This is a genomic window from Methylobacterium sp. J-078 (assembly GCF_022829285.1).
Taxonomy (GTDB): domain Bacteria; phylum Pseudomonadota; class Alphaproteobacteria; order Rhizobiales; family Beijerinckiaceae; genus Methylobacterium.
This window is the reverse complement of the sequence record NZ_JAKSYI010000121.1, coordinates 1-22,742: the sequence shown is the minus strand read 5'-3', so window position 1 is coordinate 22,742 and position 22,742 is coordinate 1. Positions and strand designations below refer to the sequence as shown.

23 protein-coding genes are annotated in these 22,742 nt (G+C 68.8%); 15 read left to right on the top strand and 8 right to left on the bottom strand.

The annotated features are described in order from the left end of the window. Genes MKK58_RS22155 through MKK58_RS22135 form a run of 5 tightly spaced genes read right to left on the bottom strand, consistent with a single transcriptional unit; the run spans nt 1 to nt 6,289 of the window. Nucleotides 1-891: an alpha/beta fold hydrolase gene (locus MKK58_RS22155; protein WP_243914881.1), complete on the bottom strand. Its 891-nt coding sequence runs from the start codon at nt 889-891 to the stop codon at nt 1-3. Between the two features lie 45 nt (nt 892-936). After that, nucleotides 937-1,440 carry a GNAT family N-acetyltransferase gene (locus tag MKK58_RS22150; protein ID WP_243914880.1) on the bottom strand — a complete coding sequence of 168 codons (504 nt, stop codon included), beginning with the start codon at nt 1,438-1,440 and terminating at the stop codon, nt 937-939. Then, nucleotides 1,437-2,540 carry a microcin C ABC transporter permease YejB gene (locus MKK58_RS22145; RefSeq protein ID WP_243914879.1) on the bottom strand — a complete coding sequence of 368 codons (1,104 nt, stop codon included), beginning with the start codon at nt 2,538-2,540 and terminating at the stop codon, nt 1,437-1,439. Before MKK58_RS22145 ends, MKK58_RS22150 begins: the two co-directional genes overlap by 4 nt. A gap of 9 nt (nt 2,541-2,549) precedes the next feature. Beyond that, nucleotides 2,550-4,409 carry an extracellular solute-binding protein gene (locus MKK58_RS22140; protein ID WP_243914878.1) on the bottom strand — a complete coding sequence of 620 codons (1,860 nt, stop codon included), beginning with the start codon at nt 4,407-4,409 and terminating at the stop codon, nt 2,550-2,552. After that, the gene (locus tag MKK58_RS22135; protein WP_243915024.1) at nt 4,406-6,289 is read right to left on the bottom strand and encodes an extracellular solute-binding protein; all 1,884 of its coding nucleotides are present in this window, start codon (nt 6,287-6,289) and stop codon (nt 4,406-4,408) included. Before MKK58_RS22135 ends, MKK58_RS22140 begins: the two co-directional genes overlap by 4 nt. A 222-nt stretch (nt 6,290-6,511) precedes the next feature. Between MKK58_RS22135 and MKK58_RS22130 the strand changes: the two genes are divergently transcribed. Next, on the top strand, nt 6,512-6,766 hold the full coding sequence (locus MKK58_RS22130; RefSeq protein ID WP_243914877.1) for a hypothetical protein: 255 nt from the start codon (nt 6,512-6,514) through the stop codon (nt 6,764-6,766). Beyond that, nucleotides 6,751-7,098, top strand: a complete 348-nt coding sequence (locus MKK58_RS22125) for a type II toxin-antitoxin system PemK/MazF family toxin (protein WP_243914876.1) — start codon at nt 6,751-6,753, stop codon at nt 7,096-7,098. Before MKK58_RS22130 ends, MKK58_RS22125 begins: the two co-directional genes overlap by 16 nt. 94 nt (nt 7,099-7,192) lie before the next feature. On the opposite strand, the gene MKK58_RS22120 is transcribed toward MKK58_RS22125, so the two are convergent. Next, nucleotides 7,193-8,086 carry a c-type cytochrome gene (locus MKK58_RS22120; RefSeq protein WP_243914875.1) on the bottom strand — a complete coding sequence of 298 codons (894 nt, stop codon included), beginning with the start codon at nt 8,084-8,086 and terminating at the stop codon, nt 7,193-7,195. A gap of 334 nt (nt 8,087-8,420) precedes the next feature. Between MKK58_RS22120 and MKK58_RS22115 the strand changes: the two genes are divergently transcribed. The 5 genes from MKK58_RS22115 to MKK58_RS22095 all read left to right on the top strand — a co-directional run bounded on the left by MKK58_RS22115 (nt 8,421) and on the right by MKK58_RS22095 (nt 12,333). Next, nucleotides 8,421-9,164 carry a 3-deoxy-manno-octulosonate cytidylyltransferase gene (locus MKK58_RS22115; protein WP_243914874.1) on the top strand — a complete coding sequence of 248 codons (744 nt, stop codon included), beginning with the start codon at nt 8,421-8,423 and terminating at the stop codon, nt 9,162-9,164. A gap of 24 nt (nt 9,165-9,188) precedes the next feature. After that, nucleotides 9,189-10,046: a prephenate dehydratase gene (locus MKK58_RS22110; RefSeq protein ID WP_243914872.1), complete on the top strand. Its 858-nt coding sequence runs from the start codon at nt 9,189-9,191 to the stop codon at nt 10,044-10,046. Between the two features lie 270 nt (nt 10,047-10,316). Continuing rightward, complete coding sequence (gene oxlT, locus MKK58_RS22105) at nt 10,317-11,603, top strand: oxalate/formate MFS antiporter (RefSeq protein WP_243914864.1); 1,287 nt, start codon at nt 10,317-10,319, stop codon at nt 11,601-11,603. Nucleotides 11,604-11,759: 156 nt separating this feature from the next. Beyond that, on the top strand, nt 11,760-11,960 hold the full coding sequence (locus MKK58_RS22100) for a hypothetical protein (RefSeq protein WP_243914862.1): 201 nt from the start codon (nt 11,760-11,762) through the stop codon (nt 11,958-11,960). A gap of 214 nt (nt 11,961-12,174) precedes the next feature. Then, nucleotides 12,175-12,333 (top strand): hypothetical protein, encoded by a 159-nt coding sequence (locus MKK58_RS22095; protein ID WP_238282243.1) that lies wholly within the window; start codon nt 12,175-12,177, stop codon nt 12,331-12,333. A gap of 72 nt (nt 12,334-12,405) precedes the next feature. Here MKK58_RS22095 and MKK58_RS22090 read toward each other — a convergent pair whose 3' ends face one another. Then, nucleotides 12,406-13,131: a fused DSP-PTPase phosphatase/NAD kinase-like protein gene (locus MKK58_RS22090; protein ID WP_243914861.1), complete on the bottom strand. Its 726-nt coding sequence runs from the start codon at nt 13,129-13,131 to the stop codon at nt 12,406-12,408. A gap of 217 nt (nt 13,132-13,348) precedes the next feature. On the opposite strand from MKK58_RS22090, the gene MKK58_RS22085 reads away from it, so the two are divergent. From MKK58_RS22085 to ppa, 3 genes are all read left to right on the top strand, one after another. Then, a complete protein-coding gene (locus MKK58_RS22085) occupies nt 13,349-13,855 on the top strand; it encodes a GNAT family N-acetyltransferase (protein ID WP_243914859.1) in 507 nt (168 codons plus the stop codon). Nucleotides 13,856-13,936: 81 nt separating this feature from the next. Beyond that, the gene (locus tag MKK58_RS22080; RefSeq protein WP_243914857.1) at nt 13,937-14,284 is read left to right on the top strand and encodes a hypothetical protein; all 348 of its coding nucleotides are present in this window, start codon (nt 13,937-13,939) and stop codon (nt 14,282-14,284) included. Nucleotides 14,285-14,420: 136 nt separating this feature from the next. Next, nucleotides 14,421-14,969 carry an inorganic diphosphatase gene (gene ppa, locus MKK58_RS22075; protein ID WP_238282239.1) on the top strand — a complete coding sequence of 183 codons (549 nt, stop codon included), beginning with the start codon at nt 14,421-14,423 and terminating at the stop codon, nt 14,967-14,969. A gap of 86 nt (nt 14,970-15,055) precedes the next feature. Here the strand turns inward: ppa and MKK58_RS22070 are convergent, their stop codons facing one another. Continuing rightward, a complete protein-coding gene (locus MKK58_RS22070; RefSeq protein WP_243914855.1) occupies nt 15,056-16,318 on the bottom strand; it encodes an FAD-dependent monooxygenase in 1,263 nt (420 codons plus the stop codon). 169 nt (nt 16,319-16,487) lie between these two features. On the opposite strand from MKK58_RS22070, the gene MKK58_RS22065 reads away from it, so the two are divergent. From MKK58_RS22065 to MKK58_RS22045, 5 genes are all read left to right on the top strand, one after another. Then, nucleotides 16,488-17,087 (top strand): pyridoxamine 5'-phosphate oxidase family protein, encoded by a 600-nt coding sequence (locus MKK58_RS22065; protein ID WP_409565290.1) that lies wholly within the window; start codon nt 16,488-16,490, stop codon nt 17,085-17,087. A gap of 195 nt (nt 17,088-17,282) precedes the next feature. After that, nucleotides 17,283-18,161 carry an acyl-CoA thioesterase II gene (gene tesB, locus MKK58_RS22060; protein ID WP_243914851.1) on the top strand — a complete coding sequence of 293 codons (879 nt, stop codon included), beginning with the start codon at nt 17,283-17,285 and terminating at the stop codon, nt 18,159-18,161. 338 nt (nt 18,162-18,499) lie between these two features. Then, nucleotides 18,500-18,838: a P-II family nitrogen regulator gene (locus MKK58_RS22055; protein ID WP_018044676.1), complete on the top strand. Its 339-nt coding sequence runs from the start codon at nt 18,500-18,502 to the stop codon at nt 18,836-18,838. A gap of 103 nt (nt 18,839-18,941) precedes the next feature. Beyond that, nucleotides 18,942-20,447, top strand: a complete 1,506-nt coding sequence (locus MKK58_RS22050) for an ammonium transporter (protein ID WP_243914849.1) — start codon at nt 18,942-18,944, stop codon at nt 20,445-20,447. A 210-nt stretch (nt 20,448-20,657) separates the two neighbouring features. Beyond that, the coding region (locus MKK58_RS22045) for a DNA translocase FtsK (protein ID WP_243914846.1) at nt 20,658-22,742 on the top strand (2,085 nt) is incomplete at its 3' end.

Here is a 22,742-nt window from a genome sequence, read left to right as displayed (position 1 = left end):
TCACCCCGGCAGTCGTTCGAAGAACCGCGCGATCTCGGCCGCGGCCCGGTCAGGGTCCTCCCGATGGGGGAAGTGCCCGACTCCTTCGAGGAGCGCGAGGTCGAGGTCCGAAAAGGTCTCGCCGAGGCGATCGGTCCAGGCGACGGGAAACAGCGGATCGGAATCGCCCCAACGGATGCAGGTCGGAACCGGGATCGGCGGGAGGCGGGGCGCCTCGCCCCGGATCATGGCCAAGCGCCCGGCCTGCGCGCTGACGTACCAGTTGAAGCCGCCCTGCAGATTGCCCGGGGCCAGGAAGTTATCGACGAAGGCTTCCAGCACATCGTCGAAGGCGGCCGGGTTGCCGCCGGCCCAGTGGCGCAGGAAGTGGCCGATATAGAGCCGGCAGCCCTCGCGCGAGGCTCCGACCTGCGCCGCCGCGAAGGGCTTGACGTGGTAGGATTGATACCAGATCTCCGCGAGCATCTCGGGGGCTGCGAGGCGCGGCCCGATGCCCGGATAGGGACAGTCGAAGGTGAACAGCCCGGTCAGCCGTTCCGGTGCAATCCGGCCGAGGGCCTGGATCACGTAGGCCCCGACATCGTGTCCGACGATGCCGGCCCGGGCGATGCCGAGGGCATCGAGCAGGGCGACGATGTCGGCCGCATGCACGTCGGCGCTGGCCTTGTCGGAGGGCTGGGGATCGGGTTTCGCGCTGGCGCCGAAGCCGCGGAGGTCCGGCGCGATCAGTTCGAAGCGGTCCGCGAGGCGCCGCATCACCGGATCCCAGGTCAGCCAGAATTCCGGCCAGCCATGCAGCAGCACCAGCGGGCGCCCGCGCCCGAGGCGGGCCACGTGGAGCGCGACGCCGTTGGCCGTGATCGTGTCGTGCCGGATCGCCGAATCATCCATCGGGGTGTGGTCCCTGCCGGCGCCGGGGGGGGCGCCCTCAGCGGATCAACGCCGGCGGAGGGCGGTCACGTTCCCCGAGACGGTGGCGGCCGCACCGTGCCTGAGTTCGCGCCACAGGAAGCGAGCCGGATCGACGGGGGAGGGCGGCACGAGGCGCCCAGACGGGATCGGCGCGAAGCCGAAGCGCCGGTAGTAGGGCGCGTCCCCGATGAGGATGACGAGGCCGTGGCCGGCGGCGGTCGCCGCGTCGAGGCAGGCCGTCATCAGGGCGGCACCGATGCCACGCCCCTCGAAGCTCGGATCGACGGTGAGGGGGCCGAGCACCAGGAGTGGATCGCCCGCCTCGGCCGGGCCCACCCGGACCGACCCGACGAGGTAGGTCGCCACCAGGGCAGTGAAGCAGAGCTCGGCCACCGGCATCGTGCCCTCGCGCAGGCGGTAGGCGGTCCGGGCGAAGCGCCCGGGGCCGAAGGCACGGGCATGGAGCCGCTCGATCGCCTCGGCGTCGCCCGCGTGTTCGTGCCGGATGACGAGGGGAAGGGCGGTCACGTCGCCCGCGCCGAGAAGTCGATGCGCGGGTCAATCCAGGTGTAGATCAGGTCGGAGAGCAGGTTCACCGCCAGCCCGAGCAGGGAGAAGATGTACAGGGTCGCGAACACCACGGGGTAGTCGCGACCGACGATGGAGGTGAAGGACAGGAGCCCGAGACCATCGAGGGAGAAGATCGTCTCGATGAGGAGCGAGCCGGTGAAGAAGGCCGAGATGAAGGCTGCCGGAAAGCCCGCGATGACGATGAGCATGGCGTTGCGGAAGACGTGACCGTAGAGAACCCGGCGCTCGGAGAGACCCTTCATCCGCGCGGTGAGCACGTACTGCTTGCGGATCTCGTCGAGGAAGGAGTTCTTGGTCAGCAGGGTCGAGGTCGCGAAGGCGCCGAGCACCAGGGCGGTGAGCGGCAGCGTCATGTGCCAGGCGTAGTCGACCGCCTTGCCCCAGAGGCTCAGGGAGTCGAAGTTCTCGCTGGTCAGGCCGCGGATCGGGAAGATCTGTACGAAGGAGCCGCCAGCGAACAGGATGATCAACGCGATGCCGAACAGGAAGCTCGGGATCGCGTAGCCGACGATGACCACGGTCGAGGTCCAGAGGTCGAAGCGCGAGCCGTCATGCACCGCCTTGCGGATGCCCAGCGGAATCGAGATGGCGTAGGAGATCAGGGTCATCCACAGGCCCAGCGATATCGATACCGGCAGGCGCTCGCGGATCAGCTGCAGCACCGACACATCGCGAAAGTAGCTGTTGCCGAAGTCGAAGCGGACGTAGTCCCAGATCATCTTGGCGAAGCGCTCGGGGGCTGGCTTGTCGAAGCCGAATTGCTGCTCGAGCTTCTTGATGAAGGCCGGGTCGAGGCCCTGCGCGCCACGATAGCGGGCACTGGTTTCGCCGCCGCCGGAGCTGCGGGCCGCTCCGCCGAGGTCGCCGGCCCCGCCGGTCACCCGCGACAGGCTACCCTCGTTCTGGCCCTGGAGCTGGGCCAGCACCCGCTCCACCGGGCCACCGGGGGCGAACTGCACGATGACGAAGGTGATCAGCATGATCCCGAAGATGGTGGGGACCATGAGCGCGATGCGGCGCAGGATGTAGCCGAGCACGGATGTCCCTCAGGTTCGGCCGATGCGCCGGGCCTTGGCGGCGTCGTACCACCAGACGTTCGGCGCGCCGAGGTCGTAGGTCGGCCCCTGGGCCGGGCGGCCGTAGACGTCCCAGAGCGCCAGCCGGTGGTCGGCCTTGTACCACATGGGCACCCAGTAGCGTCCGGCCCGCAGGGTCCGGTCCAGGGCGCGTGCGGCATGGAGCATGTCGGCGCGCGAGGTCGCCTCCGTCACCTTCTCGATCAGAGCGTCGATGGCGGGGCTCGCGATGCCGCCCAAATTGTTCGAGCCGGGCGTGCCGGCGCTGCGCGAGCCATAGGCCTCGCGGAGTTCCGGGCCGGGCGTGAGCCCGCCGGCGAAGCGGCGGGCGGTGAGGTCGAAGTCGAAATCCTTGACCCTGGCCTGATATTGCGAGGGATCGACGAGGCGAATGCTGGCGCGGATGCCGATGAGCCCGAGATTGCGGATGAAGGGCTGCGTCACCGGCTGGAACACCGGATCGTTGTCGAGGAACTCGATTTCCAGGGGCTTGCCGGAGGGGAGACGGATCACGCCGCCGTCGCGGGTGCAGCCCGCTTCGCGGAGCAGGGCCACCGCGCGGCTGAGGAGGGCACGGTCCTGGCCCGAACCGTCGGAACTCGGCGGGCTCCAGGCTTCGCCGAAGACCTCTGCCGGCAGATCGCCGCGCATCGGGTCGAGGAGCGCCAGTTCCTCCGGCCCGGGGCGGCCGGTGGCCTTGAGATCCGAGTTCTCGAAATAGGACGCCGTGCGGATGTAGGCGCCGTACATCAGGTTGGCGTTCGACCAGTTGAAGTCGAAACACAGGCCGATCGCCTCGCGCACGCGCGGATCGCGAAAAGCCTCGCGGCGGGTGTTCATCCACCATCCCTGGGTGCCCGAGGGGCGGGCATCGGGCACCACCTCCTTGCGGACGCGGCCCTCCTGCACGGCGGGGAAGTCGTAGCCCGTGGCCCAGACCCGGGCAGTGAACTCTTCCCGGAAGGTGAAGGCGCCGCCCTTGAAAGCCTCGAATGCCACCTGCCGGTCGCGAAAATACTCGTACCGGATGGCGTTGAAGTTATTCTGGCCGACATTCACCGGCAACTCGGCGCCCCAGTAATCCTTCACCCGCTCCAGCTCGATGAAGCGGCCCGCCTCCAGCCGCCCGACCTGGTAGGGCCCGGAGCCCAGGGGCGGTTGCAGCGAGGAAGCCTCGAAGTCCCGCTTGGCGTAGTAGGCGGCGGAGAATACCGGCAGGGTGGCGACGAAGAGGGGCAGATCGCGGCTGCGGCCGGGCGCGAAGCGCAGGGTTACCGTGGCGTCGTCCTCGGCCACAGCCTCGGAGAGGTCTCGGATCACCTGCGAGATCTCGGGGTGGCCCTTCTCCTTGAGGAGGCGCATCGACGCCGCCACGTCATGGGCGGTGAGGCGCGAGCCGTCGTGGAAGCGGGCCTGCGGCCGCAGGCTGAAGCGATAGGTCAGCCCGTCCTCGGAGACCTCCACCGTTCGGGCGAGGAGGCCGTAGAGCGCATCGGGCTCGTCCAGCGCCCGAACCATCAGCGAATCGAAGGTCAGGTTCATGCCGGCGGCACCGTCGCCGCGCAGGACGTAGATGTTCAGGGTGTTGAAGGTGTCGGAGGCTTGATTGCCCATCGTCGAGGCGAGTTGCGCGGAGAAGCGGCCCCCCCGGGGCGCGTCCGGATTAACGTAGTCGAAGTTCGGGAAGTCGGGCGGGTACTTGAGGTCGCCGAAGCTCGACAGGCCATGGCTTGTGCGCGCCGCCGCGCGGGCCGGGGCTGGCAGCGCCAGGGTGGCGCCGAGGGCGCCGGCCCCGGCGACGACGGCGCGCCGGGTCGGGCCGGCGCTCAACGCGGCGCCCCGGTCTTGGCCGCCAGGGTCTCGTCATACCACCAGGTCGCGGGGAAGCCCGAACTGCCGTATTTCGGCAGGACCTCCGGATGTCCGAAGCGGTTCCAGCGCAGGGTGCGCGAGACGTTCGAGCCCCATTGCGGGACGACGAAGTTGTGGGCCAGCAGCACCCGGTCGAGGGCGCGGGTTGCCGCCAGCACGCCGGGGCGGTCCTTCGCGAAGATCACCTTCTCCACCAGGGCGTCGATGGCCGGATCCTTGATGCCGATGAGGTTGCGCGAGCCGGCCTTGTCGGCGGAGGCCGAGCCCCAGTACTCGCGCTGCTCGTTACCGGGCGAGAGGGATTCCGGCCACGAACTCGTGGTGATGTCGAAGTCGAAGGCGCGCAGGCGGTTCTGGTACTGGGCCTGGTCGATCACCCGCAGGGAGCTGTTGATGCCGATGAGCTTGAGCTGCGCCGCGTAGGGCAGCACGACCCGCTCGAACACGCTCTGGAACTCGAGGAACTCGACGGTGAGCGGCTCGCCGCTCTTCACGTCGGTCATCTGGCCGTTGCGCAACTCGTAGCCGGCCTGCTTCAGGAGGCCGACGGCCTCGCGCAGGTTCGCCCGCACGGCGTCCGGCGTGCCGTTGACGGGGTTGGCGTAGGGCGCGGTGAAGACGGACGGGGGAACCTTGTCCTTCACGGATTCGAGGATCGCCAACTCGTCGCCCTTGGGCAGACCGGAGGAGGCGAGTTCCGAGCCGAAGTAGTAGGAGTCGATGCGCTTGTAGAGGCCGAAGAACAGCGACCGGTTCATCTCCTCGAAGTTCATTGCGAGGTTGAAGGCCCGGCGCACCCGCGGATCGGCGAACTTCGCCCGGCGGGTGTTGAGCACGAAGGCCTGCATGTTGCCGTTGCCGCGATCGGGGAACTCCTCCTTGATCAGGCGGCCCTCCTTCACGGCGGGGAAACTGTCGTAGGCCGTGGCCCAGTTGCGGGCCACGTTCTCGGCCCGGAAGTCGAACAGGTCGCCCTTCAGCGCCTCGATCAGCACCGTCGCATCGCGAAAATACTCGTTGCGCATGGTGCCGAAATTGTTGCGGCCGACATTTACCGGCATGTCCTTGCCCCAGTAATCCGCCACCCGCTCGTAGGTGGCGCTGCGCCCGGCCTCGAACTTCGACAGCCGGTAGGGGCCGGACCCCAGGGGGATCTCCAGGGTGGTCTGGGTCACGTCGCGGGGGCGCCCCTGCGCGTCGGTGCCGGTCCACCAGTGCTTGGGCAGCACGCGCAGTTGGCCGAGCACCTGCGGCAACTCGCGGTTGCCGGCTTCCGAGAACGTGAAGGTCACTTCCCGCAGGCCGGTGACGGTGGCCTTGGTCACGGTCTGGTAATAGGCCGCGTAGAACGGGCTGTTCGCCTTCAGAACCTCGAAGGACCAGACCACGTCCTCAGGTGTCACCGGCTTGCCGTCGTGCCAGCGTGCGCCCTCGCGCAGGCGGTAGGAGACCGCCGAGAGGTCATCGGCGAGGCGCACGCCCTCGGCCAGGAGCCCGTAGGAGGTGAACGGCTCGTCGGCCGATTCCGTCATCAGGGTATCGTAGATCTGAACGATCCCGCCCTCGAGGTCGCCCTTCAGGCCCGAGACCACGTAGTTGAAGTTGTCGAAGCCCCCTTGCGCGCCGAGGCGCACGAGGCCCCCCTTCGGCGCCTTCGGGTCCGCATAGTCGAAGTGCTTGAAGTCGGGACCGTATTTCGGCGCTCCCATCAGCGTGATCGCGGGCATCCAGGCGCCGTTCGGCGCGTGGGAATCCGGATCGGAGGCGGCCCGGGCGGGCAGGCCGCAGGCCAGGAAGGCGAGGGCGGCGACGAGGCGTCCGATCAGGGCAATTCGCATCACGGGCAGGCGGTCTCCGGATTCCGGGGGCGCGGTTCCGCCGTCGCACCCGCGACGGCAGGCGGGTGTTTTAAGACGGACCGGCGGCGAACGCCAACCGGACGCGTGCGCGCATGGGTGGTAGCGCGGATCTGACAGGTCAGATCCTCTGGGTGCTTTAGAACGCCCCCGTCGGGTGTTATATCAATATGTACGACACGAATGTCATGTAGGGAGTGGGCCGTGGGGCGCGACAGCACGGTGCTTCAGGTTCGCATCGACGAACGGCTCAAGCATGCCTTCGCTGATGCGGCGAAGCGGGACAGTACGACGCCGTCCGAGGCGTTGCGCACACTCGTCGAAACGTATGTGCGGGAAAGTCGGCGGAAGGAGGCGCAGCGGCAGAGCCGGCTGGTCGCCGCCGCGTCCGATACGGCGGAGACGCAGGCCCTCATCGCCGAAGTACAGGATCTGGACACCGAGTGGCGTCGGCCGTGATCCAACGTCAGGCGATCGTGATTCTCGCGGCAAAGGGAAGCTACACGAGCAAGCCACGCCCGTGCGTCGTCATCCAGGCCGATGACTTTCAACATACGGACAGCGTCACGTTGTGCCTGATGACCAGCGCGCGTGTGCTCGGGGCACCGATGCTCCGCATCGATGTGGATCCCAGCCCAGCCAACGGTCTCCGGGAGGCCAGTCAGATCCAGATCGACAAGATCGTGACGGTGCCGCGGTCGAAGATCGGCGAGGCGGTCGGCCGTCTTGAGGACGCTTACATGCGTCGCATCGACGAGGCTGTGCGGGTTTTCCTCGATCTCGACCGCTGAACGCCTCTCTCGAGAATCTCCTGGAAACGAAAAGGCCGGGCGGTGCCCGGCCTCATCCGTTCGTGCAAAGATTCTGCCCGCGCCCGAGCCCGGCTTACGGCTGGGCAGGCTTCTCGGCCGGCACGGTTGCGGCCGGGGCGGGCGGAGCGGCGGGGGCCGCCTGAACCGGGGTGTCGTCGGCGGGCTTCACGTCGGCCGGCTTGTTCGCCTCCTCGCCCGCGACGGTGGGCTTGGCGGCCGATGCCGGATTGGCGACCTCGGGCTTCTGGTCCTCGGCCGGCTTCGAAGTATCCGCAGGCTTCTGCGTCTCTTCGCGCCGCACTTCGGCCGCCGGCTTCGCGCCGGGCGCGGGCTTGGCGTCTGCCGGCTTGGCCTCCGCAGGCTTGGCATCGCCGCTCTTCGCCGCCGCGGGCTGGGCCTCGGCGGGCTTGTCGCCCTCCGCTTTCTTCTCCACGGCCGGCAGGGGGGCCGGGGTATCGGCGAGGCTGCGCAGATAGACGATCACGTCGGCGCGCTCGGTGGGCGAGGTGATGCCGGCGAACGCCATCTTGGTGCCCGGGACGTAGCCCTTCGGGTTAGCCAGGAAGTGGTCGAGTTCGTCGTAGGTCCAGGTGCCGCCCTTCTCCTTCAGGGCCGCCGAGTACTCGAAGCCGGATTCGTGGGCGCGCTGGCGATCCACGACGCCCCAGAGGTGCGGGCCGACCTTGTTCGGTCCGCCCTTCTCGAAGCTGTGGCAGGAGGCGCATTTCTTGGCGGCCGACTGGCCCTTGTCCACGGTCGCGCTGGCGAGGCGGATCGGCAGCGGCTCAGCCTTGGCCTCCGGCGCGGCGCCGCCCGCGGCCTTCGCCTGCGGCTCCGGCAGGGCGTAGCCGGCATTGCCCGGCGGCTTGGGATGATAGATCAGCTCTGCGACGAAGCCGGACCCTACGGCGAACAGCAGCGCCCCCAGGGCGGCACCCGCGACCTTGTTCAGCTCGAAAGAGTCCATTCTCGACAACTCCGGTGCGGCCGGCCTGAGGGAGGGTAGGGTTCAGGGTGAAGCCCAGTGCCTGGGTGCCCCGGACTTTGGAAACGATCGAGGGTGCTTAGCCGCTGGAACCCGACCTTGACAATGGCGGAGTGGTGGTCCGCGTAGTCGCATTGCCGGAGTGTCGCCGAGTTTCCTCACCCGCCCCTCTCAGGTGTCCTGACGTTCGCGGGCGCGTCAGGTTCCCGGACGGGTGCCTTGGGATCGTCGCGACCTGCCGCGCCGCGCCGGCGCATGACAACCGGGATCACCGCTGTTAAGCACCCGGCCAAGCCGGAACAGGGCCGAAAGAGCGATGTCCGATCCCCTCGTCCTCATTCCCGCGCGCATGGCCGCGACCCGCCTGCCGAACAAGCCGATGGCCGACCTCGTCGGGGAGCCGATGATCGTCCATGTCTGGCGGCGCGCGGTGGAGTCCGGCATCGGCCCCGTGGTGGTCGCCACCGACACGCCCGCCATCGTCGAGGCCGTCGAGGCCGTGGGCGGTCTCGCCGTGCTGACGCGGGCCGACCACCAGTCCGGCTCCGACCGCCTCGCCGAGGCCCTCGAGATCATCGATCCGCAGGGCAACCACGACGTCGTGGTCAACCTACAGGGCGATCTGCCCACCATCGATCCCGGAATCATCGGCGCCGCGATCCTGCCGCTCGCCGACCGGTCCGTCGATATCGCCACCCTCTGTGCCATCATCACGGAGGAATCCGAGCGGCGCGACCCCAACGTGGTCAAGCTCGTCGGCCACACGGTGGGCACCCGGCGTCTGCGCGCCCTCTACTTCACCCGCGCCGAGGCGCCCTGGGGGGAGGGGCCGCTCTACCATCACATCGGCCTCTACGCGTATCGCCGGAAGGCGCTGGCGCGCTTCATGGCCCTGCCGCCCGGCGAACTGGAGACGCGCGAGAAGCTGGAGCAGCTCCGGGCCCTGGAGGCCGGCATGCGCATCGACGCCATCGTGGTCGACGATCTGCCGCTGGGCGTCGACACCCCCGCCGACCTGGAGCGGGCCCGCGCCATCCTGGCCGCGCGCCGCCTGAACTGAGTGCCTCGGAAAGTCCTGCCCGCCATGCCCCATCGCACCATCTCCTACCAGGGCGAGCCCGGCGCGAACTCCCATATCATCTGCGCCCAGGCCTATCCGGACTGGACGCCGCTGCCCTGCCCGACCTTCGAGGACGCCTTCGCGGCCGTGAAGGAGGGCCGTGCCGCGCGCGCGATGATCCCGATCGAGAACTCCATCGCGGGCCGGGTCGCTGACATCCACCACCTGATCCCGACCTCGGGCCTCCACATCGTCGCAGAGCACTTCCTGCCGATCCATTTTCAGCTGATGGCCCTGCCTGGCACCCCCGTCGAGGCGATCCGGACCGTGCACAGCCACGTCCATGCGCTGGGCCAGTGCCGCAAGATCATCCGGCGCCTCGGCGTCCGCGCCGTGGTGGCGGGCGACACCGCCGGTGCGGCGCGCGAGGTGGCGGAGGCCGCCGATCCGAGCCGGGGCGCCCTGGCCCCCGCCCTGGCGGCGGAGGTCTACGGCCTCGATATCCTCGCCCGCGACGTCGAGGACGAGAGCCACAACACCACCCGCTTCGTGGTGTTCTCGCCCGAGCCCGAGCCGGCGTCTGCCGAATCCGGCGCGATCGTCACGAGCTTCGTGTTCCGGGTGCGCAACATCCCGGCCGCCCTCTACAAGGCGCTCGGCGGATTCGCCACGAACGGCGTGAACATGTCGAAGCTCGAGAGCTACATGGTCGAGGGCCAGTTCTCCGCGACACAGTTCTACGCCGAGGTGGACGGGCATCCGGAGGATGCGGGCCTCGCGCGCGCCTTGGCCGAACTCGCGTTCTTCTCGCGGGAAGTGCGGATCATCGGAATCTATCCGGCGCATCCCTACCGCGAGGCGAGCCGCGTCGCGGCCGAATAGCGTCCCGACGATCCGCCACCGTGTCTGATCCGACCTGAGCGGGAAAACGGCCGCGCTGGGCTGTCGATTCGTTCGCGCGAACCGCCGTCAGTCACATCAGGCGATTCACGGACGCTTGGCACGATGATGCATGACGCATCATCGTGCGCCTTGTGACGAGCGTTCTGCACGTTTCCGGGCACAATTCATTCCCTGGTATATTGCATACAAAGAAATTTGGTGCATCCTGTCCGGGTCGGTGCGCAAACTCCGATCAAGAAGGAATCCGGGATGGAACGTCAGGACCCACCGTCCGCCAAGTGGTGGCAACTCGCCTTCGGCGTGCTCTGCATGGCGATGATCGCCAACCTCCAATACGGGTGGACGCTCTTCGTCGACCCGATCGACGCCAAGTTCCACTGGGGCCGCGCGGCGATCCAGTTCGCCTTCACGGTCTTCGTGGCCACCGAGACCTGGCTGGTCCCGATCGAGGCCTGGTTCGTCGACCGCTACGGCCCGCGCATCGTGGTCTGCTTCGGCGGCGTGATGATCGCGCTGGCCTGGTTCATCAACGCGCACGCGGATTCGCTTTTCCTGCTCTACGCGGCGGCAGTCGTCGGCGGCATTGGAGCCGGTTCGGTCTACGGGACCTGCGTGGGCAACGCGCTGAAGTGGTTCCCCCACCGGCGCGGCCTCGCCGCCGGCGCAACGGCCGCCGGTTTCGGGGCGGGCGCGGCCGTCACCGTCATCCCGATCGCCCGGATGATCGCCACCAGCGGCTACCAGGACGCCTTCCTGTTCTTCGGCATCGGGCAGGGCGCCATAGTGGTCCTGCTGTCGTTCTTCCTGCGCAAGCCCTCCCAGGCGGTGCCGGTGCAGCGCAAGACCCTGCGCCTGCCCCAGGCCAAGGTCGACCGCACCCCGCGCGAGGTGGTGCGCACCCCCGTGTTCTGGCTGATGTACGCCATCTTCGTGATGGTGGCCTCCGGGGGCCTGATGGCGGCGGCGCAGATCGCCCCGATCGCCCACGACTTCAAGGTTGCGGACGTGCCCGTGAGCCTGTTCGGAATGCAGATGGCGGCGCTCACCTTCGCGATCTCCCTCGACCGCATCTTCGACGGGTTCGGGCGCCCGTTCTTCGGCTTCGTTTCCGACAATCTCGGGCGCGAGAACACGATGTTCATCGCCTTCTCGATCGCCGCCCTGGCGATCATCACCCTGCTGACCTACGGCACGCATCCGCTGGTCTTCGTCTTCGCGACGGCGGTCTATTTCGGGGTCTTCGGGGAGATCTACTCCCTGTTCCCGGCGACCTGTGGCGACACCTTCGGCTCGAAGTTCGCCACCACGAATGCGGGCCTGCTCTACACCGCGAAGGGCACCGCTTCGTTCCTGGTGCCGATCGCCAGCGTGATCTCGGCGACCTACGGCTGGTCCGCCGTGTTCTCCATCATCATCGGCCTGAACGTGGTGGCGGCCATCCTGGCGATGTTCGTTCTCAAGCCCCTGCGCACGCGCTTCCTCGCCGAGGACGAGGTCGCCGCACCCGCAGCGGTTCGTCCGGTTCAGCTCGCCTGACCGGGTGCCCCGCGCGCCTGCGTCGCGAATCGGCTCATTTACGGGCGATGGCTGGCCATCGCCCGTTCGTCCCGAACGGCACGGCGCTTGCCGAAGACTGGACACCCGGCGGGCTGACACTTCACCCCGGCGGCCGGACATCGATCGAGGTTGTTCATGAAAATCGCCGCGGTCCTGGCCCTCCAGAGTGTCCCATTCGCGGGCTACGTCTTCGCCGGCGGGGAGAACCGCGATCTCTTCGCCGTCCTCTATCTCAGTGCCCTCGGCGTCGTCCTGACGCTGAGTGCGATCTTCGGGGACGGCATCGTCGGCGCCGCCGATCTCGTGAAGATCACCGAAGCGCTGACCACAGACTGACGCGTGCGCCGCAGCATGCCCATTTCGGCCGGATGCACAGCAATGCGTCCACCGGCCAACGGTCAGGCGCCAAGCGGGAGGGTTTGCCCATATAACCGGACAAGGGGAGCGAGCTCCGCGTCTCCGGCATGACTGGTCCGCCGTATTTGGTATACCAGAGATCATGGTGCGGTGCCATATACGGCTCATCGCATTCGCACCGGGACATCTTCCGATGATCGCACTCTTCGTCGCCGCCGCCGCAGCCCTCAACGTCTCGCTGGTCTTCCTGGCCGCCAACGCGCTGACCCCGAAGAGCGGACCGCTCTCGACCTCCGGCCGGTTCATCGCCAGCAACGAGAACGCGCCCGCCGCGATCCGTCTCGCCGCCTGACCATTCAGGGCTGCACGGCCTGAACGACGAGAAGCCCGCCCGGTCCTGCCGTGGCGGGCTTCTCTTCGTTCGCTACTCGCGCTTGATGATCCGGTCGACCACGAGGTCCGACCAGAAGCCGGCGCGGAAACTGCGCTTCAAGGCCTCCGGGTCGTACTCGGTCTCCACCCAGGTCAGGAAATCGAGGCCACGGGCCTCGCCCTCGCGCCGGTAGAGCGTGAAGAACGCGTCCAGGATTCCGGTCTTGGCGAAGCGGAAATGGCCGTACCGCGCCGAGAGTTGGCCCATCGCCTCCGCCACCGGCAGGTTCTCGTGCAGGATGAGGTAGAGTGCCGCGGCGAGGCCGGCCCGGTCAGCCCCCGACTTGCAATGCATCATCGCCGGGTACTCGACGCTGTCGAAGAACGCCTTCGCGGCCAGGATGGTCTCCCGGGAGGGCGCCTCCCGCGAGCGCAGGACGAACTCGACCAGCGTCAGGCCCTGGCGCTCGCAGGCCTCGCGCTGGAGAGGCCAGGAGCCGTGCTCGCGCCCGCCCCGCAGGGAGATCACCGTGCGCACGCCCTGGCGCTTGAACCAGGCGAGCTGATGCGGCGTCGGCTGGGCCGACCGCCAGAGCTTCCCCTGGCCGATCCGGTGGCGGTTCAGGTAGGCGAGGCGGAACACCCCGTGATCCACCAGCAGCATGTTCGCCCAGGCCTTGGCCCGGGAGACCGGACCGGCGATCGGGCGCTCGAACCGGGCGATCCGGGCCATGCGGCGCGCATCGCGGATCTCGGTGGTGAGGAAGCGCTTGAACACGAGGCGGGCGGAACCTGGGGCTGGCAGAGGAATGGCGGGTCGGGTGTCTGCGCCGGCTCTAACAGCGCGGGGACGTGGCGGCAAACGCGCGGGGAGCCTTCGGCATCGACCTTGCGTTCCCGAACGCTGCCTTGTCTTCGCCCGGATCGTCGCCTTCGATACGGTGACCGACACCGATGCGAACCGTCATTCGTTTCTTCGAACGCGGGGATCCGTCATGCGTACGAGCACCATCAGCATCCGCCGCGCCCGCCCCGCCGATGCGGACCGCCTCGCGGAGCTGTTCGACGAGACCTGGCGCGAAGCCTACCGGGGCATCATCCCGGGCGTATCCCTGGAGCGGATGATCGGGCAGCGCAGTTCGCAATGGTGGCTCGGCGCGACGCAGCGCAATCGCCCCCTCGTAGTGGTGGATACCGGCGAGGCGGTGGTGGGCTACGCGGTCTACGGACCGGCCCGCGGCCGCCTGCTCCAGGCACCGGGGGAGATCGACGAGCTCTACATCCGCCCGGACCACCAGGGCCTCGGCCTCGGACGGCGCCTGTTCCGGGCGATCCGCAACGATCTGGCCGATCACGGCCTGGTGCAGGCCGGCGTCTGGGCGCTGGAGGAGAACGACCGGGCCCGGTCGTTCTATACCGGCCTCGGAGGCATCGAGACGGCCCGCTCCGTCGACCGGATGGCCGGGGCGGTGCTGCCGAAAGTGGGCTTCCGCTTCGGCTGAGCCTCCCGGATCGCGCCGCGCGGCACCATGTTGCCCTGTGGAGGCTCGTAACCGAGCCACGCGGGAGCAGGGGAAAGCCGGATGCAGGTCACGCCGGAGAAGCAGGTCACGCCGCAGGACTGGGACGCCCGCGTCTCGGCGCTCACCGGCAAGCTGCCGGAGCGCCTGCGCCGCGCCGTGGACTGGCTGCGTGAACCGTCGCGGTTCTGGATCCGCCTGCTCGCCGCGATCCTCTTCATCCTCGGGGGCATCTTCGCGATCCTGCCAGTGCTCGGCCTCTGGATGCTCCCCGTCGGCTTGGCGCTCCTGAGCCAGGACGTACCCGCCCTCAAGGTCCCGCTGGAGCATGCGGCCCGCTGGCTCGAACGGGTCTGGGCGCGGCTGGCCGCCGCGTGGCACCGGCGCTTCGGGTCGTCGAAGCGTCCGTGACACAGCCCCCGAGGGCACGTCGACATTTTCACGCAAACGTCGCCACCCGGCCGAAGGGATGATTTCCTTTGCGGTCGAAGCGCCTTAAGAGACCCGGCAACGGGGCTGTTACGCCCGTAGACCCGGGAGCACAGGCATGATCATCGACGCGGTCTCGATCGGCAAGAATCCGCCTGAGGACGTCAACGTCATCATCGAAGTGCCGATCGGCGGCGATCCGATCAAGTACGAGATGGACAAGGAAGCCGGCGCGCTCGTGGTCGATCGCTTTCTCTACACGGCGATGCACTACCCGGGCAATTACGGCTTCATTCCGCACACCCTGTCGGGTGACGGCGACCCGTGCGACGTGCTGGTGGCCAACACGCGGGCCATCGCGCCGGGTGCGATCATCAGCGCCCGCCCGATCGGCGTCCTGGTGATGGAGGACAATTCCGGCGAGGACGAGAAGATCATCGCCGTCCCGTCGCGCCACCTCACGATGCGCTACGACCGCATCGAGGACTACACCGACCTGCCCGACATCACGATCCACCAGATCCAGCACTTCTTCGAGCACTACAAGGATCTTGAGCCCGGTAAGTGGGTGAAGATCAAGCGCTGGGGCGGCAAGGAAGAGGCCCATCGGCTGATCCTCGAAGGCATCGAGCGCGAGAAGGCCCACAAGGCCAGCAAAGGCAAGTAAGCCGACGCCAAGGACACGCGTGCCCCCTTGGGGGGCACGAAGGCCTCGCGGCGATCCTTCCCGAGGGGAAGGATCGCCGTTTCGCGTCAGAGCGCCTCGCCCTTCAGGAGGCGGGGTAGGGACCCGCGCGACGCCGCCGCCTCGCCGATGAACAGGCGCTTGAGGGCGGGCAGGCGGTCGACGAGGCCGAGACCGAGGTCGCGGGCGAGACGCAGCGGCAGCACATCGTTCGAGAACAGGCGGTTGAGGCCGTCCGTCATCGCCCCCATCGCCAGGGTGTCGAAGCGGCGGGCGCGCTCGTACCGCGCGAGGATTTCGGGGCTGCCGGGATCGAGTCCGAGGCGAAGCGCGTCTGTGATCGCCTCCGCCAGCGACGCCGCGCCGGCCAGCCCCAGATTCAGGCCCTGGCCGGCGATGGGATGGATCACGTGCGCGGCATCGCCGAGGAGCGCGAAGCGCTCGGCGCGGAAGCTGCGCGCCAGTCCGAAGGCGAGGGGATGCGCGCTCGGGCCGCGCTCCAGGGCGAGCCGCCCCAGATTGAGTCCGAAGCGGCGCTCGATCTCGGCCAGCGTCTCCTCCGGGCCGCCGCCCGTCAGGGCGGGCACGTCGGCCGCCCGCTCCGTCCAGACGATGGAGGAGCGATGGCCGAGGGGGCCGCCATCCACTAGGGGCAGGATCGCGAAGGGTCCGCTCGGCAGGAAGTGCTCGTAGGCCCGCCCCTCGTGGTCGCGCTCGTGCCCGATCGTCGCGACGAGGCCCATCTGCGGGTACGACCAGCCGACCCAGCCGATCTTGGCGGCCTCGCGCAGTCGGGAGCGGCCACCGTCGGCGGCGACGAGGAGGGAGGCGTCGCGCGCCTGTCCGTCGTTCCGCACGATGCGGATGCCCCGCGCCGTCGCGGTCGCTTCCGTGATCCCGTGAGCCTCGAACGCGACGCCGGCGGCCGCGGCCGCTTCCAGCAGGGCCGTCGCCAGGGGCTCGGCCTCCACCATATGGGCGAACGGGGCGCCGTCCGGCTCCGATCTGTCCTGCGCGAAGGTGAGGAAGACCGGCCGGATCGGGTCCGCAAGCCGACTGTCGCTCACCACCATGTCGCGGATCGGCTGGGCCGCCGGCGAGGCCGCCTCCCAGACGCCGAGGCGCTCGAACATCCGGCGTCCGCCGGCCGCCACCGCGTAGGCCCGCCCGGCATGGCGCGCCGCCCCCGCCGCGAGGCCCGGGTCGCACACGGTCACCGAGAGGGCAGGGCCGTTCGCCTGGGCCAGCGCGAGCGCCAGGGTCAGCCCGGGAATGCCGGCCCCGGCCACGACCACGCTGCGCCGGTGTGAATGCCTCTCCGCTTCGGTCATCGCGTCACCTATCCCGCCGTCTCGTGCCCTCGCCGCCGAAGTGCCATCCCCGGAGACCGGGAGCAACGCGTCCGGGCGTCGTCGCGGTCCCGCGAGCCGACCGCTGATTTACAAGCGGCGGGTCGAATGCCTACCGTCGCGGGCCGGAATTGCGGGTGTGCGGATGTCGATGACGGTCGAAATGCTCGAAGAACTCTACGGGCAACCCCACGCCCGCGCCCTCAGAAAGGAACTCGCGTTCCTGAGCGACGATTATCGCGCCTTCGTCGAGGCCTCGCCCTTCGTGGTGCTGTCCTCCGTGGGGCCGAGCGGTACGGATTGCTCGCCCCGGGGGGATCGCCCCGGCTTCGTCCGGGTCATCGACCGCACGACACTCGCGATCCCGGACCGGCCCGGGAACAACCGCATCGACAGTCTCAGGAACATCGTCGCGGACGGCCGCGTGTCGCTCCTGTTTCTCGTGCCGGGCAGCGGCGAGACCTTGCGGGTCAACGGCCAGGCGTCGATCGCCATCGACGCCGACCTGCTCACGTCCTTCGCGGTCGACGGCCGGAAACCCAGAACCGTCGTGATCGTGGCGATCACCTCCGTGTATTTCCATTGCGCGCGCGCCATTGTCCGGGCGAACCTCTGGGATTCCGCCCGGCATGTGGACGAGACGGCCCTGCCCAGCGCAGGCACCATGCACCAGCACCTGAGCGACGGGACGTTCGACGGGGCGGCCTACGATCGCGAGCAGCCCGCGCGGATCAAGGATTCCCTGTACTGACGGCCGCGCCCGGGCGTCTTCGGTCTGGGATCACCGTCATCCTGTCCGGCAGCCGTCGACGATGATCCGACCTCCGGTCCCCGTCGGGTACGGACTGCGCTGCCTTGCCTTCACGATGGTTCACATGTGAAGGATTCCTCCGCCCGACCACCGGACTCTCCGACGAAGGTCGCGGCGATCGCGCAGGAAGGCCGCATGGCAGGCATCGTTACCGAACTTCTCGACATCCTCGATCTCGAGCCCATCGCGCCGGATCTCTACCGGGGCGAAAGCCTGCAGACGGGCTGGTTCCGAGTCTTCGGCGGGCAGGTGGTGGCGCAAGCCCTGGTCGCGGCCTCCCGGACGGTACCGGAGACCCGGCCGCCGCACTCGCTGCACGCGTATTTCCTGTTGGGGGGCGACCCCAAGGCGCCCATCGACTACGCGGTCGAGCGCATCCGCGACGGGCGCAGCTTCGCCACCCGCCGTGTGGTGGCCCATCAGCACGGCCGCGCGATCTTCGCCATGTCGGTGTCCTACCACGATGCCGAGACGGGCGCGTCGCACCAGGCCGCCATGCCGGATGTGGCACCTCCCGAAGAGGTGCCGGAGGCGCCGGCCGCCACCGCCGAGGCGGCGCGCAGCGGTCTCGCCATCCCAGCCCCGGTCCTGTCCTATTTCGGCCGGCGCCGCCCGATCGAACTGCGTCCCGTCGAGATCGAGCGCTACCTGCGCCGCGCACCGCGCGAGCCGCGCTTCCACGTCTGGATGCGGGCCGTCGACCGCTTGCCCGACGACCCGGCGATTCATCGCGCCGTGCTCGCCTACGCGTCCGACATGACGCTCCTGGACGCGACCTTGATCCCGCACGGGCAAACCGTGTTCGACCCCGAAATCCAGTCCGCCAGCCTCGACCACGCCTTCTGGTTCCACCGGCCCTTCCGAGCCGACGACTGGCTTCTCTACGCGCAGGACAGCCCGAGCGCGGACGGCGCCCGCGGCTTCGCGCGCGGCCAGATCTTCACGCGCGACGGGATTCTCGTCGCGTCCGTGGCTCAGGAAGGCATGATCCGCCCGCGTCGCGCCGAGGCTTAGCCGGTCACGTTCCGGCACAGAAACGCTTCGGCAACGTTGCAGATGCCCACTTCATAATCATTCTGTCGCATAAATGCGCAAACTTGGCCGGAAATTCGCCGTCTCGTGCGGCAGCCCTCGGCCACTTCTTGGGCAGAATGGTGCGAGGCAAAAAAGTTCCTCTGGCATAGTCCTTGAATATGGGGGCGAGCGCTCGGGTCGGTCACGGTTCGGCGCACTGGGCAGACCGATCGTGTCGCGACGCTTGGCGCACCGGACGGTGGCCCTCACGCACGCTCGTTTCAAAGAGCCAAGTTCGCTCGTAGCCAAGTTCACTCGTAAGCAAGGGGGCGTCGCCCATGAAAATCGTGATGGCCATCATCAAGCCGTTCAAGCTGGAGGAGGTCCGCGACGCTCTGACCGGTATCGGCGTACACGGCCTCACCGTCACCGAGGTCAAGGGCTACGGCCGGCAGAAGGGCCACACCGAGATCTATCGCGGCGCCGAGTACGCGGTCAGCTTCCTGCCCAAGCTGAAGATCGAGGTGGCGGTGGCCTCCGACCTGACCAGCAGCGTCATCGACGCCATCGCGGCAGCTGCCCGCACCGGCCAGATCGGCGACGGCAAGATCTTCGTCGTCCCCCTGGAAAAGGCCGTTCGCATTCGCACGGGCGAGACCGACGTCGACGCCCTCTAAGGCGGCGCCCCCCGGCGGACCCGTCCGGCGTCCCTCGGTACCCGCCCCCGCTTCAGCACCCCTTTCCAACCAGCACTGCACCCCGATCGGGAGTCTCGTTTCCATGAAGCTTCGCAATGCCCTGGCGCTCGGGCTGGGAGGCGCCGCGCTGGCGCTCCTGCTCATCGAGCCATCCCTCGCACAGACGCCGACGACGGAGGCCGCTCCGGCCGCCGCGGCGGCGGCACCCGTCCCGAACAAGGGCGACACCGCCTGGATGCTGATCTCCAGCGCCCTGGTGCTGCTGATGGTCGTGCCCGGCCTCGCCCTGTTCTACGGCGGCCTCGTCCGCACCAAGAACATGCTCTCGGTCCTCACGCAGGTCTTCGCCATCGGCTGCATCTCCGCGCTGCTGTTCGTGATCTTCGGCTACAGCCTCGCCTTCACCAACGGCGGCGGCCTCAACGACTTCGTCGGTGGCTTCTCGAAGGCCTTCCTGAAGGGCATCGACCCGAACTCCACCGTCGCCACCTTCTCCAACGGCGTCGTGATCCCTGAATACGTCTACATCTGCTTCCAGATGACGTTCGCGATGATCACCCCGGCCCTCATCGTCGGCGCCTTCGCGGAGCGGATGAAGTTCTCGGCGCTGGTCGTGTTCATGATCCTCTGGACCACGCTGATCTACTTCCCGATGGCCCACATGGTCTGGTACTGGGGCGGCCCGGACGCGGTCGGCAACGCCGCCAAGGCGCTCGCCGCCGCCACGGACGACGCCTCGAAGGCGACCGCCCAGGCGGCCCTCGACGCGGTGAACGCCGATGCCGGCCTGCTCTTCAAGTGGGGCGCCCTCGACTTCGCCGGCGGCACCGTGGTGCACATCAACGCGGGCATCGCGGGCTTCGTCGGCTGCCTCATGCTCGGCAAGCGCATCGGTTACGGCCGTGACCTGCTCGCCCCGCACTCCCTGACCATGACCGCCATCGGCGCCTCGCTCCTCTGGGTGGGTTGGTTCGGCTTCAACGCCGGCTCGAACCTGGAGTCCAACGGCACCGCCGCCATGGCCATGCTCAACACCTTCGTCGCCACCGCCGCCGCGGCCCTCTCCTGGCTGTTCGTGGAGTGGATGCTGAAGGGCAAGCCCTCGCTGCTGGGTATGCTCTCGGGCGCCATCGCGGGCCTCGTGGCCGTCACCCCGGCCGCCGGTTTCGCGGGCCCGATGGGCTCCATCGTCCTCGGCCTCGTCGCCGGCGCGGTCTGCTTCATCATGTGCTCCACGGTGAAGAACGCGCTGGGCTACGACGACTCCCTCGACGTCTTCGGCGTCCACTGCATCGGCGGCATCATCGGTGCGGTCGCGACCGGTCTCCTCGTGAACCCGGATCTCGGCGGCGTCGGCCTGCCCGACTACACCTCGAAGCCCGGCGAACTCGCCGTCGGCGCCTACGAGACTTCCGCCGCGCTCATGAGCCAGCTCAAGGCCGTCGGCTTCACCATCCTGTGGTCCGGCATCGGCTCCGCCATCCTGTACAAGCTCGTCGACCTGACCATCGGTCTGCGCGTGACCCAGGACGAGGAGCGCGAGGGCCTCGACATCGCCGATCACGGCGAGCGCGCCTACAACTACTAAAATTCGCTTCGACCCGGATGCGCGATCCCTCGCGCATCCGCCATGAAGGCCCCGGTCCGCGCGACCGGGGCCTTTCGCGTTTCCGCCGCCCGGCGATCCGAGCCGAAGCGATACCGGGGCATGGCTGGCAGCGAAGTCTCAACCTTAGCCAGCCGTTAACTTCACCGACGTTAGCGTTACCGGACAGTTCCCCGTTGTGTCTGGTACCGCATGCGCTCGCTTCGCCGTTCCGCATCGCCCTACGATACGTTTGTCGACAGCTTTCGCCCGTTCCTGGCCAAGCGGATGACGGAGTTGGGCGGTCTCGTGCTGTTTGCCGGCGCCACCGCGCTGACGGTCGCCCTGGCGACCTGGTCGATCGACGATCCGAGCCTCAACCACGCCACGGACCATCCGGCCCACAACGTCCTCGGCACCGGCGGCGCCGTGGTCTCGGACCTCGCCATGCAGCTGCTCGGGCTCGGCTCGCTCGCCTTCGTGCTGCCCCCGGCGCTCTGGGGCATCCAGCTCATGCGGACCCGTGCGTTGCCGCGCGGCGGCCTGCGCCTCACCCTGTGGATCATCGGTTTCTTCGCCGCGAGCGCCGTGGCGAGCGCGCTGCCCTCCACGGCGCGCTGGCCCCTGCCCACCGGCCTCGGCGGGGTCGCGGGCGACGCGCTCATGCATGCGGCGCGCACCATGCTGGGCATCGTCGCCACGCCGCTCCTCACTTTCGCGGGCTTCCTGTTCGCGGCCGTCGCCATCCTGTGCCTCACGGGTGCCTGCCGTGTCGGCGAGGCCGATGCCGAGGAGGACGAGGCCTACGACCTCCCGATTGCGCCTGCGCGCCCTGCGACCCGCACCCGCGCCGATACCAGCCAGGACGGACGCTACGAGGACGACGAGCCGAGCCTCGGCATCGTCTCGCTGGGCGCCATGGCCCAGGCGGTCATGGGCGGGCGCGCGGCACTCGCCGCCCGCATCGACGACTGGAAGGCCGAGCGCGCTGCCGCCGCCACCGCGCTCGCCTATTCGGGCGCGTCGCCGGCCCTGGCCGCACAACGCGCCTTCGCGGCGCCGGAGGACGCCCCTTGGGCGACCGATCCGCCCGCGGCGCGACTGGCTCCGGCCGATGGCCGCCGCGAGCCGGTCTTTGAGCCCGCGGCTCCGGTCCAGCACGCCCCGTCCCGCCGGCCGGCGCCCGTCCTCCACGACGAGGATGCGGACGACGATTCGGCGGGCTACGCGCCCGTCCCGAATGATGCTGTGGCGCCCGCCCGCTCGCGGGTCGCGCCGCCTCCGCCGCCGCCCGCTCAAGCCGTGCCGCGCCGGGCTCCGCCGCCCGTCCATCAGGAGGCGGAGAATTACCGCCACCCCGCCCTCGAATTGCTGGCCGAGCCGCCGCGCCTGCCGGCCACGAGCCAGATCTCGTCCGAGGCCCTGGAGCAGAACGCGACCCTGCTCGAGGCGACCCTCGGCGATTTCGGCGTGCGCGGCGACATCCTGGCGGTGCGCCCCGGCCCCGTCGTGACCCTCTACGAACTCGAGCCGGCGCCCGGCACCAAGTCGAGCCGCGTGATCTCGCTCGCCGACGACATCGCCCGCTCGATGTCGGCGGTCTCGGCCCGCGTCGCGGTCGTGCCCGGCCGCAACGCCATCGGCATCGAACTGCCCAACACCCGGCGCGAAACCGTGTATCTTCGCGAACTCCTCGCCTCGGCCGATTTCGCCGAGACGAAGCAGAGCCTTGCCCTGTGTCTGGGCAAGAACATCGGCGGCGAGCCCATCATCGCGGACCTAGCCAAGATGCCCCACCTCTTGGTGGCCGGCACCACCGGCTCGGGCAAGTCGGTGGCGATCAACACCATGATCCTGTCGCTCCTCTACCGGATGAAGCCGGAAGAGTGCCGCCTGATCATGGTCGACCCCAAGATGCTGGAACTCTCCGTCTACGACGGCATCCCGCACCTGCTCTCTCCCGTCGTCACGGATCCGAAGAAGGCGGTCATCGCCCTCAAATGGGCCGTGCGCGAGATGGAGGAGCGCTACAAGAAGATGTCCAAGGTCGGTGTGCGCAATATCGACGGCTTCAACGCGCGCCTCGCCGAGGCGCGGGGGCGCGGCGAGATCCTGACCCGGACCGTGCAGACGGGCTTCGATCGCGAGACCGGCGAAGCCGTCTACGAGACGGAGGAGATGGACCTCTCGGCGCTGCCCTACATCGTGATCGTGGTCGACGAGATGGCCGACCTGATGATGGTGGCGGGCAAGGACATCGAGGGCGCGATCCAGCGGCTGGCGCAGATGGCGCGCGCG